This window comes from Amycolatopsis sp. FU40 (genome assembly GCF_021903635.1).
In the GTDB taxonomy this organism is placed as follows: Bacteria; Actinomycetota; Actinomycetes; order Mycobacteriales; family Pseudonocardiaceae; genus Amycolatopsis; species Amycolatopsis dendrobii.
This window is the reverse complement of sequence record NZ_CP091381.1, coordinates 916,159-930,431: the sequence shown is the minus strand read 5'-3', so window position 1 is coordinate 930,431 and position 14,273 is coordinate 916,159. Positions and strand designations below refer to the sequence as shown.

General features: G+C 69.4%; 11 protein-coding genes. 8 read left to right on the top strand and 3 right to left on the bottom strand.

The genetic code is table 11. The features are described 5' to 3' along the window. The first annotated feature begins 69 nt into the window (after positions 1-69). From L3Q65_RS05505 to L3Q65_RS05475, 7 genes are all read left to right on the top strand, one after another. Complete coding sequence (locus L3Q65_RS05505; RefSeq protein WP_237598944.1) at positions 70-1,677, top strand: ABC transporter substrate-binding protein; 1,608 nt, start codon at positions 70-72, stop codon at positions 1,675-1,677. A gap of 15 nt (positions 1,678-1,692) precedes the next feature. Then, positions 1,693-2,652: an ABC transporter permease gene (locus L3Q65_RS05500; protein WP_182892053.1), complete on the top strand. Its 960-nt coding sequence runs from the start codon at positions 1,693-1,695 to the stop codon at positions 2,650-2,652. Positions 2,653-2,719: 67 nt separating this feature from the next. Next, positions 2,720-4,681, top strand: coding sequence for a dipeptide/oligopeptide/nickel ABC transporter permease/ATP-binding protein (locus tag L3Q65_RS05495; protein ID WP_237600850.1), 1,962 nt, complete (start codon positions 2,720-2,722; stop codon positions 4,679-4,681). After that, positions 4,678-5,637: an ABC transporter ATP-binding protein gene (locus L3Q65_RS05490; protein WP_237598943.1), complete on the top strand. Its 960-nt coding sequence runs from the start codon at positions 4,678-4,680 to the stop codon at positions 5,635-5,637. Before L3Q65_RS05495 ends, L3Q65_RS05490 begins: the two co-directional genes overlap by 4 nt. Beyond that, the gene (locus tag L3Q65_RS05485; protein WP_237598942.1) at positions 5,634-6,563 is read left to right on the top strand and encodes a dihydrodipicolinate synthase family protein; all 930 of its coding nucleotides are present in this window, start codon (positions 5,634-5,636) and stop codon (positions 6,561-6,563) included. The genes L3Q65_RS05490 and L3Q65_RS05485 overlap by 4 nt, the downstream gene beginning before the upstream one ends. Further along, positions 6,563-8,569 (top strand): beta-galactosidase, encoded by a 2,007-nt coding sequence (locus L3Q65_RS05480; protein ID WP_237598941.1) that lies wholly within the window; start codon positions 6,563-6,565, stop codon positions 8,567-8,569. Before L3Q65_RS05485 ends, L3Q65_RS05480 begins: the two co-directional genes overlap by 1 nt. Beyond that, the gene (locus L3Q65_RS05475; protein ID WP_237598940.1) at positions 8,566-10,395 is read left to right on the top strand and encodes a sialidase family protein; all 1,830 of its coding nucleotides are present in this window, start codon (positions 8,566-8,568) and stop codon (positions 10,393-10,395) included. The genes L3Q65_RS05480 and L3Q65_RS05475 overlap by 4 nt, the downstream gene beginning before the upstream one ends. Before the next feature lie 35 nt (positions 10,396-10,430). Here L3Q65_RS05475 and L3Q65_RS05470 read toward each other — a convergent pair whose 3' ends face one another. From L3Q65_RS05470 to L3Q65_RS05460, 3 genes are all read right to left on the bottom strand, one after another. Further along, entirely contained in the window at positions 10,431-11,165 is a 735-nt protein-coding gene (locus L3Q65_RS05470) for a sulfite exporter TauE/SafE family protein (protein WP_237598939.1), read from the bottom strand. Positions 11,166-11,295: 130 nt separating this feature from the next. Next, positions 11,296-12,021: a GntR family transcriptional regulator gene (locus L3Q65_RS05465; RefSeq protein ID WP_182892059.1), complete on the bottom strand. Its 726-nt coding sequence runs from the start codon at positions 12,019-12,021 to the stop codon at positions 11,296-11,298. 150 nt (positions 12,022-12,171) lie between these two features. Next, positions 12,172-12,936, bottom strand: coding sequence for an SGNH/GDSL hydrolase family protein (locus tag L3Q65_RS05460; protein WP_182892060.1), 765 nt, complete (start codon positions 12,934-12,936; stop codon positions 12,172-12,174). A 126-nt stretch (positions 12,937-13,062) separates the two neighbouring features. Between L3Q65_RS05460 and L3Q65_RS05455 the strand changes: the two genes are divergently transcribed. After that, positions 13,063-14,262, top strand: a complete 1,200-nt coding sequence (locus L3Q65_RS05455; RefSeq protein WP_182892061.1) for a glycosyltransferase — start codon at positions 13,063-13,065, stop codon at positions 14,260-14,262. Positions 14,263-14,273: the final 11 nt, after the last annotated feature.

Genomic DNA, 14,273 nt, shown 5'->3' with positions numbered 1-14,273 from the left:
CATAGGACGTCCCACGTCCTACTTCTGGATGCTTTCTGGGTGGAACACCGCATCAAGTCAGGAGACGCCATGTCCCGAACCGCCATGGGGACTCAGTTCAACCGGCGCGCACTGCTGCGCTACGCCGGCCTCGCCGGTGCTGCCGCAGCGGTTTCGTCGACGCTCGCCGCCTGCGGCGGTCCCGCGTCGACCAACAAGACCGGCAGTTCGTCCGGTTCCGTCACCGCGGTGATCGGGTACGGCAACAATCAGACCTGGGACCCGCTGCAGACGGCGTCGGCGTTCGCGATGGCGGCCATCCTGCACAGCTACGAATCGCTCGTCGAGGGCGATCCGGTCACCCGGGAACCGTTCCCCGGCTTGGCCAAAGCGCTGCCCGCCGATCTCAAGAGCACCACGATGCGCTTCGAGCTGCGCGACGGCGCGAAGTGGCACGACGGACAGCCGGTGACCGCCGACGACGTCGTCTTCACCTACGCCCGCGTGCTCGACCCGAAAGAAAACGTTCTCATCCACAGCTTCTTCTCGCAGTGGCTGGAGTCCGTCACCAAGGTCGACGCGAAGACGGTGGAGTTCAAGCTGAAATTCGCGTTCCCGTACGCGCTGCAGCGGATCCAGATCTGCAAGATCGTGCCGAAGCACGTGTTCGAGAACAACTGGAAGGCCGCCGCGGCGGGCAAGGTCGTCGGCTCCGGGCCGTACAAGGTCACCGAACAGGCCCCGCTGTCGCACACCTCGTTCGAGAAGTTCGCGGACTACAACGGCCCGCGCCCGGCCGCGTACGACAAGATGCTCTGGAAGTCCATTGTGGATTCCGCGCCGAGGGTCGCGGCGATCTCCGGGGCCAAGCCGGACGCGCAGATCGCGGAGAACATCCCGCCCGCCAACGCAGAGCAGCTGCGCAAGGCTGGCCGCACGGTCGAATTCGCCGACGGCGGCAACAACCTGTTCCTCCTCTTCAACACCAAGCACACGCCGTTCGCCGACAAGCGGGTCCGCCAGGCGCTGCATTACGCGATCGACAAGAAGAAGATGATCGAGATCGGCTTGCGCGGCACCGGAACCGCGGGCACGTCGTTCATCAACCCGAAGCTGCCCGGTTCGCAGCCCGCGGCGCAGGACTTCAACTTCAACCCGGAGAAAGCGAAGCAGTTGCTCGCCGAAGCGGGCGTCAGCGGGTTGAAGATCTCGCTGTCCACAACGAACACTTCGCTCGTGCTCGACTGCGTCAAGGTGATCAAGGAGGGCTGGGACGCGATCGGCGTGCAGACCACTTTGGACTCCCAGGACACGAAGGCGCTGTTCTCCAAACTGGACAACGGCGACGACTTCCAGGTGGTGGCCACCACGAACAACCCGCTGCAGTTCGGCAACGACCCGGACCTGCTCATCCGCTACTACTACGACGCGCAATCGGTGCTCATGACGAGGTACGCGCGCTGGAGCGGCCCGGACACCGACGCGTTGCTGGCGTTGCAGGACAAGGCCGCCGCGGAAACCGACGAGTCCAAGCGCGGCGGGCTGTACAAGCAGCTGCTCGACCAGATTTCCGAGCAGGCGGTGATCTACCCGATCGTCTTCACGCAGATGGGCACCGCCTGGGACCCGAAGGCGATCAGCGGCGTGCGCGCCCAGGGCTACCCGGGCATCTACCTCAACCAGGCCAAACCGGTCTGACGGGAGGCCCGCGAAGTGACAGTCGTCGTGCGGATGCTGGCCGGCCGCATCCTCGCCCTGATCCCGCTGCTGCTCGGCGTGATCCTGTTCGTGTTCATCGTCATGCGGTTCTCGCCGGTCGACCCGGCGATGGCCGCGTTCAACGGAGCCAACGCCACCGCCGACCAGCTCCAGCAGTTCCGTGAGCAGAACGGCCTGCTCGACCCGTTGCCGCTGCAATACGTGCACTTCGTGTGGCATCTGCTGCAAGGCGACTTCGGCACGAGCGTGATCACTAAGGAGCCGGTGGGCCAGACCATCGCCACGGCGCTCCCGCTCACCGTGCAACTGACCCTGCTCGGCCTGGCGCTCGCGCTCGTCGTCTCGGTCGTGCTCGGCGTGACCTCGGCGCTGTTCCGCGGCCGCTGGCCGGACCACCTGATCCGGTTCGTGACGCTCGCCGGCGTCGCCGCGCCGGCGTTCTGGATCGCGCTGCTGCTGGTGCAGTGGCTCGCGGTCGGCAAGGGCCTGTTCCCCACCAGCGGCTACGTCAGCCCGGCGGATTCCTTCTCCGGCTGGCTGAACTCGCTGACGCTGCCCGCGATCGCGCTGTCCGCGCCGGTCGCCGCGCAGCTGACCCGGGTGATCCGCACGTCGATGGTCGAGGAACTCGACAAGGACTACGTGCGCACCGCGCGCGGCGGCGGGCTGCCGCCGGTCGTGGTGGTCGGGCGGAACGTGCTGCGCAACGCGCTGGTCAATCCGCTGACCGTGCTCGGCCTGCGGGTCGGTTACCTGCTCGGCGGCGCGGTGGTGATCGAGACGATGTTCGCGCTGCCCGGAATGGGCCAGAACATGATCCAGGCCGTGCAGGACGGCGACACCGCCAAGGTGCAGGGCTTCGTGATCACCATCGCCGCCGGGTTCGTGCTGGTGAACCTGATCGTCGACGTGCTCTACCTCGTCGCCAACCCCCGTCTGCGGAGCCGCTCGTGATGCACCCGAACCTTCTCGCCGACGTGCTCTGCCCCGTCGCCGACCCCCGTCTGCGGAGCCGCTCGTGATGCGCCCGGTCCTCCGCCCGAACCTGACCGCCCGGCTGTCGCGGCCCGGCGTCCGGTTCCGGCGGCTTCCCCTGTCCTCGTGGATCGCGCTGGGCGTGCTGATCGTGCTCGGGCTCGTCGCGATCCTCGGCACCGTCGTGGCCACCCACAACCCGGACCTGCTCAGCACCGACGCCGGCGGGCCCAGCGCGGCGCACTGGTTCGGCACCGACCAGTCCGGCCGCGACATCTTCTCCCGGCTGGTCGCGGGCACCCGCTGGTCGCTCGCGATCGGCCTCGGCGCGACGCTGCTCGCGCTGGTCGCGGGCATCATCGTCGGATCGTTCGCGGCGACGTCCGGCCGCCGGGTCGACGGGCTGGTCATGCGGGTCCTCGACGTCCTGATGGCCTTCCCGGGCATCGCGCTCGCCGCGGTGCTGGTGGCGGTGTTCGGCCGCGGCATCCTCGTGCTGATCCTCGCCATCGGCTTCCTCAACATGGCTCCGGTGGCGCGGGTGGTGCGGGCGAACGTGCTCGCGCAGTACGGCGAGGACTACGTCGCGGCCGAGCGGGTGATCGGCGCGAAACGGCTGTTCATCCTCGCCCGGCACGTCGCGGTCAACTGCGCCGCGCCGATCCTCGTGTACTGCACGGTGACGGTGGCGGACGCGATCGTGTTCGAGGCGTCGCTTTCGTTCATCGGCGCGGGCATCCAGCCGCCCGATCCGTCGTGGGGTTCGGTGCTGTCGGACGGCAAGGACCTCGTGCTGACCGGCGGCTGGTGGGCGACGCTGTTCCCCGGTCTGCTGATCCTGGCCACGGTGCTGGCGTTGAACATTCTCTCCGAGGGAATCTCCGACGCTTGGGCCGCGCCGTCGGCTCGCACCGCGAAGGCGGCCGAGGCGGCACAGCAGATCGAGCTGGCCCCGGAGACCACCGCTCCGGTGCTGCCGCTGCGCGGTCTGCGTGAAGCCGGGCAACGGCTGGCGGCGAAGGCGAGGGATCTGTCCGGCCGGGAAACCGTGCTGGCAGTGGAGAACCTCGCGATCTCGTTCCCGGACCGGCACAACGGCGTGAACGTGGTCGACGGCGTGTCCTTTTCGGTCCGCTCCGGCGAGGTGCTGGGGCTGATCGGCGAATCGGGCTGCGGGAAATCGCTGACCGCGCTGTCGATCATGGGCCTGCAGCCGGATGCCGCGCGGCTCAGCGGCGCGATCCGGTTCGCGGGCGACGACCTGCTCACCATGAAGCCGAGCGTCCGCCGCCGGCACCTCGGGCACGACCTGGCGATGGTGTACCAGGACGCGCTCAGCTCGCTGAACCCGGCGATGACGATCCGCGCGCAGCTCAAGCAGTTCACCCGGCGCGGCGGCACGCGCACGCCGGAAGAGCTGCTGGAACTGGTCAACCTCGATCCGGGCCGGACGCTGCGGGCGTATCCGCACGAGCTTTCCGGCGGGCAGCGGCAGCGGGTCCTGATCGCGATGGCGCTGTCCCGCGGCCCGAAGCTGATCGTGGCCGACGAGCCGACGACGGCGCTCGACGTGACCGTGCAGGCGCAGATCATGGCGCTTCTGCTGCGGCTGCAGGAGGAACTGGGCTTCGCGCTGGTGCTGGTATCTCACGACCTCGCGCTGGTGTCCGACATCGCCGACCGGGTTGTCGTGATGTACGGCGGGCAGGTCGCCGAGACCGGCGCGACCGCGGCCGTCGTCGGCGCGCCGCAGCACCACTACACGCGCGGCCTGCTCAGCGCGGTGCTGTCGCTGGAGGAGAACGAAGCGACGCTCACCCAGATCAAGGGCGTCGTGCCCGCGCCGGCCGACTTCCCGCCCGGCTGCCGGTTCGCGAGCCGCTGCCCCGCCGCGCGCGGGCACTGCTTCGAAGTCGCGCCGGAGCCGGAGGGCAACGGGCATCTCGTGGCCTGCCACTACCCGGCTGAGAAACCAGTCGCGGCGATGGCGGAAGGAGCTCAGGCATGAGCCTCGTCGAGGTCGACAGCGTGCACGTGGTGCACAAGATCCGCGGTTCGAGCCTGTTCGGGCACGACAAGGTGTACGCGCTCACTGACGCCACATTGGCCATCGCGAAGGGCGAAACCGTGGGCGTGGTCGGGGAATCCGGCTGCGGAAAGTCCACTTTGGCCAAAGTGCTGGTCGGGCTTCAGAAGCCCACCTCCGGCACAGTGCGGTACGCGGGCCAGCCACTGACCGCGTTGCGCCCGGCCGAACTGGGCCGCACGGTCGGCATGATCTTCCAGGACCCGTCGACCGCGCTGAACCGGCGGCTGCCCGTTTCGAAGATCCTGCGCGATCCACTGGACGTGCACCAGATCGGCACCGCCGAAGAACGCGCCGAACGGGTCCGGGAGCTGATGAACCTCGTCGGGCTGCCGTCCAGCGTAGCCGACGCGCTGCCCTCGCAACTGTCCGGCGGACAGCGGCAGCGCGTAGCGATCGCCCGCGCGCTCGCCCTGCGGCCGGCGTTGCTGGTGGCCGACGAGCCGACGTCCGCTTTGGACGTCTCGGTGCGCGCGCAGATCCTGAACCTGTTGCTGGAACTGCGTGAACAGCTCGAACTGGCGATGGTGTTCGTGTCGCACGACATCCAGACCGTGCGCCGGATGAGCGACCGCATCGTGACGATGTACCTCGGCCGGATCGTCGAACAGGCCTCGGCCGCGTACCTGCCGCACCACGCGCACCACCCCTACACGCGGGCGCTGTTCTCGGCGACGCCGAGCCTGCTGCACCCGGTGGAACCGATCGTCCTCAGCGGACCCGTGCCCTCGGCGACCGCGCCGCCGCCGGGCTGCCCGTTCCACACCCGTTGCCCGAAAGCCACCGACGAATGCTCCCTGGCCTTGCCACCGCAGTCCGGGCCGGACGAGCACACCTACCGCTGCATCCACCCAGAAATCGGAGTGACTGCCTCATGACTGCGCCCAAGTTCGCCGGCATCATCCCGCCGCTGTGCACGCCGTTCCACGACGACTTCACCGTGGACACCGCGTCGCTGCGGCGGCACATCGAATTCCAGCTCGACGCCGGCGTGCACGGGATCTTCGTGCTCGGCTCGTCCAGCGAGGTCGCCTTCCTTCCCGACGACCAGCGCCGGATCACCGTCGAAACCGCGGTCGACCAGGTCGCCGGGCGGGTCCCGGTGCTCGCCGGCTGTATCGACATGACGACCCTGCGCGTCGCGGAGCACGTGAAGACCGCCGAAGCGGCCGGCGCGGACGCCATCGTGGTGACCGCGCCGTACTACACGCGCACGCACGTCGCGGAGATCGACCGGCACTTCCGGCTCCTGCACGAGCGGACGTCGCTGCCGATCTTCGCCTACGACATCCCGATGGCCGTGCACACGAAGCTCGACCGCGACCTGGTGCTGAACCTGGCCGCGGACGGCGTTCTGGCCGGGCTCAAGGATTCCAGCGGCGACGAGGCCGGGTTCCGGATGGTGCTGCAGCAGCGGCGCGAACGCGGGCTGGAGCACTTCGCCGTGTTCACCGGTTCCGAACTGCTCGTGGACGCCGCGCTCGCGCAGGGCGCGGACGGCGCGGTGCCCGGGCTCGGAAACGTCGACCCGGTCGGCTATGTGCTGATCTACGACCACTTCCGCGGCGGCAACCCGCAGGCCGCGCGGCGCGAGCAGGAACGGCTGCTGACACTGTTCAGCATCACCGACGTGGCGCCGCCGAACCGGATGGGCCGCGGCTCGGCCGCGCTCGGCGCGTTCAAGGCGTCGATGAAGATGCGCGGATTTATCGACAACGCGGTGATGGCGCCGCCGCAACTCCCCCTCAACGACGACGAACTGCTGCAGATCAAGGGAAAGCTAGCGGAAGCGGGTCTCCTCTGATGGATCGGCTGTACTACGGCGGGGACTACAACCCCGAGCATTGGTCGCCCGACGTGTGGGCGGAAGATCTGAAATTGATGGCCGAGGCCTCGGTTTCGATGGTGACGGTCGGCATTTTCTCCTGGGCGCAGGTGGAACCCCGGCCGGGCGAATTCGATTTCGGCTGGTTCGACACGGTGCTGGACAACCTCGCCGCCGGCGGCGTCCGGGCTTGCCTGGCCACCATGACGGCCTCGCCGCCGCCGTGGCTTTCGCACCGGCATCCGGAAATCCTGCCGGTGCGCGCGGACGGCACCCGGCTGTCCGCCGGGGCGCGGCAGCAGTTCTGCCCGTCCAGCCCGGTGTTCCGCGAGCACGCCGCCCGGCTGGTCGAACAGGTCGCCGCCCGGTACGCCGGACATCCGGCGCTGGAAATGTGGCATATCGGCAATGAGTTCGGCTGCCATATCCGCGCCTGCTATTGCGATACGTCCGCCGAAGACTTTCGGTGCTGGCTCGCCGAACGCTACGGCACCATCGAGGCGTTGAACGAAGCCTGGAGCACGACTTTCTGGTCGCAGCGGTACTCCGAGTTCGACGAGATCCAGCCGCCGCGCGTCGCGCCGACGTTCCCGAACCCGGCGCACCGGCTGGACTACCACCGGTTCTCCTCCGACGCTTCGCTCGGCTGCTACCTCAACGAGCGCGAGGTGCTGGCCCGGGTCACGCCGGACGTCCCGGTGACCACGAACTTCGTCGGCCTCGTCCAGAAATCGCTCGACTGGAACAAATGGGTGCCGCACGAGGACATCGTGAGCCTCGACTCCTACCCCGACCCGTACGATCCGCGCGGGCACCTGGAAGCGGCCTTCGCCTACGATCTGGTCCGGTCTGTCAAGGACGGTCAGCCGTGGCTGCTGCTGGAGCAGGCACCGAGCGCGGTGAACTGGCGCACCCGCAACAGCCCCAAGCCGCCGGGAACGATGCGGCTGGGCAGCTGGCAGGCGGTCGCCCGCGGCGCGGACGCGGTGTTGTTCTTCCAGTGGCGGCAAACCCCGGGCGGGGCCGAGAAGTTCCACTCCGCGATGGTGCCGCACGGCGGTCCGGACACCCGGACGTTCCGCGAGGTCCGCGACCTCGGCCAGGAACTGGCGTCGCTGCCGCAGCTGGCGGACAGCCGGGTGAAGGCCGACGTCGCGATCCTGCACGACTGGAACAGCTGGTGGGCGCTGGAGCTGAACTCGCATCCGTCGGACGACCTCAGCCAGCTCGACGCGCACCTCGCGCACTACGCGCCGCTCTTCGACGCGAACGTCACCTGCGACGTCCTGCACCCGTCCCGCGACCTGTCCGGCTACCGGCTCGTCGTGGTGCCCAATCTGTACCTGATGGACAGTGCGGTCGCGGCCAATCTCCGCTCCTATGTGGAGGGTGGCGGGCATCTGGCGGTGTCGTTCTTCTCCGGCATCGCCGACGAGAACGACCGGGTGTACACCGGCGGCTATCCCGCGCCCCTGCGAGACATTCTCGGCCTGCGGGTCGACGAATTCTGGCCGCTGCCCGAAGGCGGTTCCACGACGCTCGACCTCGACGGTGCGACCGCCGGCGCCACGATCTGGTCCGAATGGATCGAAGCCGAGGGCGCGGACGTCGTCGCCACCTTCGCCGAAGGCCCGCTGGCCGGGCGTCCCGCGGTCACGCGGCACGAGTTCGGCTCGGGGGTCGCGTGGTACCTCGGCACCCGGCCGGACGCGGACGTCATGCGCACGCTCTTCGACCGGATCACCGCCGAGGCCGGAGTTTCGCCGGTGCTGCCCGGGTTGCCGGACGGTGTCCAGGCGATTGTGCGGCACGGTTCCGCCGATTATCTGTTCCTGCTCAACCACAACGCTGAAGCCGTCACGGTTTCCCTGCCTTCACCGGCTACCGATTTGCTCACCGATCCCGCCCAGCCATCGTCCGAAGTGGAACTGGCCGCGCACGGCGTGGCCGTCCTTTCCGGACAGTTCGGAACGGAGACCAGATGAGAACCGCCCTTCGCGTGGTGCTGGCGCTCGTGCTGCTGGCTTTCCTCGCCCCCGCCGGTTCGGCTCAGGCCGCGCCGCAATTCGATCAGAAAGCGCTCTTCGACCCGCATCAGGAAACCGGGTACGCGTGCTTCCGCATCCCGGCGATCGTCCGCAGCACGCACGGCACGCTGCTGGCCTTCGCCGAGGGCCGCAAGGACAACTGCGGCGACACCGGCGACATCGACCTGGTGCTGAAGCGGTCCACCGACGGCGGCACCACCTGGTCGCCGCTGCAGGTGGTCAACCGCGGCGGCGGGGACACCCACGGCAACCCGGTGCCCATTGTGGACGCCAAGACCGGCCGGATCGTCCTGATCACCACGTACAACAAGGGCCGCACCGACGACAAGGGCTGCTCCGTGCCGTGCCCGCGCACGCCGCACTCGCAGTACAGCACCGACGACGGCCGCACCTGGTCGACGCCGGTCGACATCAGCGCGCAGGCGAAGCTGCCCGCGTGGGATTCCTGGTACGCCTCGGGTCCGGTGCACGGCATCCAGCTCCAGCACGGCAGGCACGCGGGCCGTCTCGTCTTCGGCGTGAACGCCGAACGCAGTGACGGCACCAATTCCGTCGAGAACTACGCCGGGCTCGTCTACAGCGACGACGGCGGTTCCTCCTGGCACGTCGGCGCTGTCGACAACTACCTGCATCCGGTGGGCGGCACCTTCACGCAGAAGCCGTCGGAAGTCAGCGTGGTGGAGCTGCCGGACGGCACGATTTACGCCGGGGGCCGCGAACAAAGCGGCACCGACATCGGCAACCGCGACTACGCGTTGAGCCGGGACGGCGGCGAGACTTTCGCCCAGCGCTTCACCACGATCCCCGACCTCGTGACGCCCATGGTGCAAGGTTCGCTGCTGCGCCTGGACCGTCCCGGCGGCAAGCGGATCCTGTTCGCCTCCCCCGCCGACACCGACCGGCGGCGCTGGATGACCATCCGTTCGTCCTATGACGACGGTCGCACCTGGGAGAACGCCGACCAGGGCACGCGGGTCACGACGGACTGGTCGGGCTACTCCGACCTGGTCCAGCTCAGCGGCCCGCAGGACCGGAACGCGAAGATCGGCCTGATGTACGAGGGCGGCGCGGTGGACGCCCGCGACGAGATCCGGTTCGCCCGCTTCGACGAGAACTACCTCGGCTGGAAGCGTTCGCCGGGAGTGTCCACTCCGGACGTCGCAAGCGGACAGCCCGCTCGCATCCTCGGCGACGCCGGCCTGGTTCCCGGCAAGTTCGGCAAGGCGGTCGAGCTGAAGAACGGCTTCGTCCGCGTCCCGTACTCGCCGGCGCAACTGGTCGGCTCAGCCGATTTCACCTTCTCGACCTGGGTCAAGTACGGCGCTTCGAAAGACCCGCAGCCGCTCCTGTGGCTGGGCGGAATGGGCTCCACCGCGCCGCAGCTGTGGCTCCGCGCCGAACCCGCGTCGCATCGCCTGATCGCGATGACGACCACCGCGGCCGGAAGCAAGTCGGTCACCACGCAATCGGCGTACGACGATCAGAAGTGGCACCACGTGGCGCTTGAGCGATCGGGCGGCCAGCTCCGCATCCTGGTCGACGGCGCGGTAGCCGCGTCCGGTCCGGACTCGCCCGGTTCGGTCACCCAGACCGTCTCGTTCCAGCTGTGGCTGGGCGAACGGCTGGACGGCGCCCAGCACCTGTCCGGCGCGCTTGACGACAGCCGCCTCTTCCGGCGGGCACTGTCCACTGCGGACCTGACCGCGGTCCGCGCCGGGAAACCGGTCTCGGGTGCGGTCATGGAGCTTCGCTTCGACCGATGACGCACTGGCTGAAGCCGGGTGGCCGCCACCCGGCTTCAGCCGTGCAACGCGAGATACGGCGCGATCCCGACCAGCACCGCGATGAGAGCGGCTTTGAGCGTCTTGGTCGGCAACGCGTGCGCGATCCGCCAGCCGATCAAGACTCCCGCCAGCTCCGGGATCCCGACGATCGCCGCCAACCGCCAGTCGACCGTTCCGTGCAGGACATACCCGAGCGTCCCGACGCCGGCGATCACCACCGACTGCGCTTGCGCCGCGGCGAGCGCCCCGAGCACCGGCATCCCGGCGACGACCAGCAACGGCACCGCCAGCATCGGGCCGCCGACCCCGACCAGGCCCGCCACCACGGCGACGCCCGCCCCGATCGCCCCCGCGACCGACAGCCCGACCGCCCGCTCGCGCCCCTTCAACCCGACGAACACCGCCACGACCAGCGCGAACCCGCCGAGCACGATCCCGAACGCTTTGGTGGACACCCACGAGTTCAGCAGCACGCCCAGCGGAGTCCCGACTACGGCGGCCGCGGCGAGAACTCCCGCTACGCGCCGGGTCTCGGGTTCCCGCAACTGTCCGGAATGGACGAATGCGGCACTGCCGAGGATGCCGGTGGCTACGTGTGTGACGATTGCCGTGCCTGCTACCTGCGCCGGGGTGAGCGAGGTGAAGACGAACAGCCCGACCGTCGCGAGCACGCCGCCCGGTCCGACGGCGGTGATGCCGATCCCGGCGAGCAGTCCGGTGATGATCAGCGCGGCGATCACCTGTGCCACCGCCAGAAGTCGTTCTCTCGGCGGCGTTCCGCTGCGAGGCCACCCGCACGGCGAGCCTGCCCGCGCTCAGTCCGCCACCGGAAACCGCGGCGCGCCCATCGATTTACTCCTGCCGGGGCGTCGTGCGCGTTCATGCCGCCCCGCGCTGCAAGGTCGCACGCAGCGTGAGCCGGTCCGCGCGGATGTGCAGCCACTCCGCGTCGACCGGGCGCCCGTCCGGCAGCCGGGTCAGCCGGTCCAGCGCGAAGACCGCGGTCCCGGGCGCGACGTCCAGCAGCGCGGCCGTGTCCGGCCCGGCGGACACGGCGTGCACCTCGACCTCCGCCCGTCCCAGCCGGATGCCGTTCGTCTCCTCCAGCAACGCGAACAGGTCCCGGTGCGCCAGATCCTTCCCCAGCAACGGAATCCCCAGATCCGCGACCAGATAGGTCGAGTCGAGCGACAACGGCGCCCCGCCCAGCCGCCGGACGCGCTCGAGGTGCACGACCTCCTCCCCCGCCGTCAGGCCGAGGCGTTCGGCCACCGACGGCGGCGCGGCGACCGTCTCGGCGGTGCGCACCTCGTTCACGACCTCGCCGTGTCCTTCGAGCGCCTCCGCCAGCCCGGTCAGCCGGTCGAGCCCGTGCCCGTATTTCGGGCGCACGACCAGCGTCCCGACGCCCTGCCTGCGTTCGACGAGCCCTTCGTCCCGCAGCAAGCCGAGCGCTTCCCGCACGACGTTCCGCGACGCACCGAACCATTCGCCCAGCGCCCGCTCGCCCGGCAGCAGGTCGCCGACCTCGCCCGCGACGATCCGCTGCCGCAGGCCGTCGGCCACCTGCCGGGCCCGTTCCGCCCTCCGCTGCGTAGTCACCACGTCGGCGACGCTACCGGGATTTTGATTACGCCGAGGTTACGCCACCCGCATTGACCTGCGAAAACGCCGTGAGCAGCAGCGATGATCGGTCGCGCTGCCGGTTCCGCCACCGCATTGCGGCCGGGAACGCGATCCCGCGCGCTGAACCGGTCAGCAAATGCTTCCCAGGCTCGACGTCCAGCCCCACCACATCCCGTACTCGGCGAGGTTGCCCGCGTCGTTCAGGTGCACGTTGTCCGCCAGCCAAGGACTCGGGTTCGGCAGATTCGCCGAGCCCGCGGGCGGGATGTACTGCCGCAGATCGACGAGCGCCGTCCCCTTGGCGACCGCCGTCTGGTAGATCGACGTCGCGTACTGCGACCAGAAGTACTTCTGCGTCTGCCCGCCCCACGGGTTGGGCGTCCACTTCAGCTCGGCGTAGATCGAGAGCAGGATGTCTACCCCGGGCCGCGCGGCGCGGATGTTGTCGATGAGCTTCCCGAGGTTCGCCTTGAACACCGCCGGGTCCACCTGCGCGATCAGCTCGTTGCCGCCGAGGTCGACGAGCACCAGGTCGGGCTGGCGCTGCGTGAGGTCGGCGAGCGCGCCGGTCGTGTCGGGCCAGCGGCCGCCGGGGAAATAGTCGGTGGCCATCGCGCCGTTGTGCGCGTAGTTCTTCGTGGTGGTGTTCCACTCGGCGTGGAGATCGTTGGCGATTTTCGTGGTCCAGCCGTACGTGGTCGGCGCGTACGTGTCCGTAGCGGACTGGTAGCCCGTGGTCCCGTAGCCGGTGTCGGCCGACGTGCCGAGGATCGCGACCTGCTCCTTCTTGGTGCACCAGGTGCTGGTCTGACCGGCGTCCGCGGCGACCGCGGGGGACATCGCGATGCCGAAGCCGACCAGGGTGAGCAATGCCGCGATACGGGCTCTTCGCATGGGGACCGGGCCTTTCCGGGAGAGATGATCTGCGGATGTGTCGCCGCGACCGGCCCGCGCGTTACCGGTGTGCGGAAAGAGAAACCGGGATGCGGGGAGCGTCACGGTTCTGGCAGTCTCGGACGCGTGAAGATCCTGTTCGCGTCCGCGCCCGGCTACGGGCTCACCCTCCCGCTGATCCCGGTCGTCTGGGCCGCCCGTGCCGCGGGCCACGAGGTCCTGCTGGCCACCACCGCCGAGATCGCCGAGGTGTCCGCGCGCGCCGGCCTTCCGGTCGCCGACGTCTTCCCCGGCCGCGACATCTGGACCGACCTGCTGGCGACCGTCAAGGACGGTTCCGCCCCGGACCCGGACGAACCCGAGGAATACCGCGTCGCGCGGCAGCATCGGGGTCCGTTCGGGCTCTTCACCGCCGCCATGACCGCGGGCACCGTCGAAACCGGCCGGGCGTTCGGCGCGGACCTGGTCGTCTACCCGTCCGACCACGCGGCGGGCGCACTCGCCGCGGTCGCGCTCGGCGTGCCCGCGCTCGAGGTCGGCAACCGGATCTCCTGGTCGGCAAGGGACCTGTCGTGGCGCACCGAGCACGACGACTTCCTGAGCGGCGAACTCGTCGCCCTGATGCGCGAGAAGCTCGGCCTCGGCGACGCGCCGCCGAACGTCATCGCCCGGATCGACCCGCGCGCGCCGAGCATGGGCGGGCTGCGCGCGGACGAGGAGCACGTCGACGAACGCGACGGCGTGCCTTGGTGGCCGATGCAGTTCGTGCCGTACAACGGCGGGGCGGTGCTGCCGGAATGGGCGCTGCGGAGGCCGGACCGGACTCGGGTGGCTGTCACGCTGGGCACCGTAGTCCCGGCGATGACCGGGGTCAGCAGTCTGAAGGTCGTGCTGGACGCGCTCGGCGGAATGGACGTCGAGGTCATTCTCGCGGCGGGCACCGCCGATTTGAGCGAACTGGGCGAGCTCCCGGGAAATGTCCGGTCGGTGGGGTATCTGCCGTTGTCGGTGTTCCTGCCGGGGTGTTCGGCGATTGTTCACCACGGCGGGTCCGGGACTACTGCCGCGCCGTTGTTTTACGGGCTGCCGCAATTGGTTCTGCCCAGTTTCGCGGACAATCCGATGTCGGCTGAGCGCGTCGTCGATCGGGGCGTGGGATTGAGCCACGATCCGGCCGCGGTGGATGTTCCCACGGTCGCGAAGCTGGTTTCGCAGTTGCTCGAGGACGAGGCGTTCCGGATCGCGGCCGCGGAGGTCCGGGCGGAGATGAGCGAGCAGCCCAGCCCGGCCGACGTCGTCGCGCGTGCGGTCGCCGCTCTCCGCTGAAATGCGCGCGA

Excerpts from the sequence above, each read along its gene's own strand:
- L3Q65_RS05505 (WP_237598944.1), top strand. The coding sequence starts at position 70 with ATGTCCCGAACCGCCATGGGGACTCAGTTCAACCGGCGCGCACTGCTG.
- L3Q65_RS05495 (WP_237600850.1), top strand. The coding sequence starts at position 2,720 with ATGCGCCCGGTCCTCCGCCCGAACCTGACCGCCCGGCTGTCGCGGCCC.
- L3Q65_RS05490 (WP_237598943.1), top strand. The coding sequence starts at position 4,678 with ATGAGCCTCGTCGAGGTCGACAGCGTGCACGTGGTGCACAAGATCCGC.
- L3Q65_RS05485 (WP_237598942.1), top strand. The coding sequence starts at position 5,634 with ATGACTGCGCCCAAGTTCGCCGGCATCATCCCGCCGCTGTGCACGCCG.
- L3Q65_RS05480 (WP_237598941.1), top strand. The coding sequence starts at position 6,563 with ATGGATCGGCTGTACTACGGCGGGGACTACAACCCCGAGCATTGGTCG.
- L3Q65_RS05475 (WP_237598940.1), top strand. The coding sequence starts at position 8,566 with ATGAGAACCGCCCTTCGCGTGGTGCTGGCGCTCGTGCTGCTGGCTTTC.
- L3Q65_RS05460 (WP_182892060.1), bottom strand. The coding sequence starts at position 12,936 with ATGCGAAGAGCCCGTATCGCGGCATTGCTCACCCTGGTCGGCTTCGGC.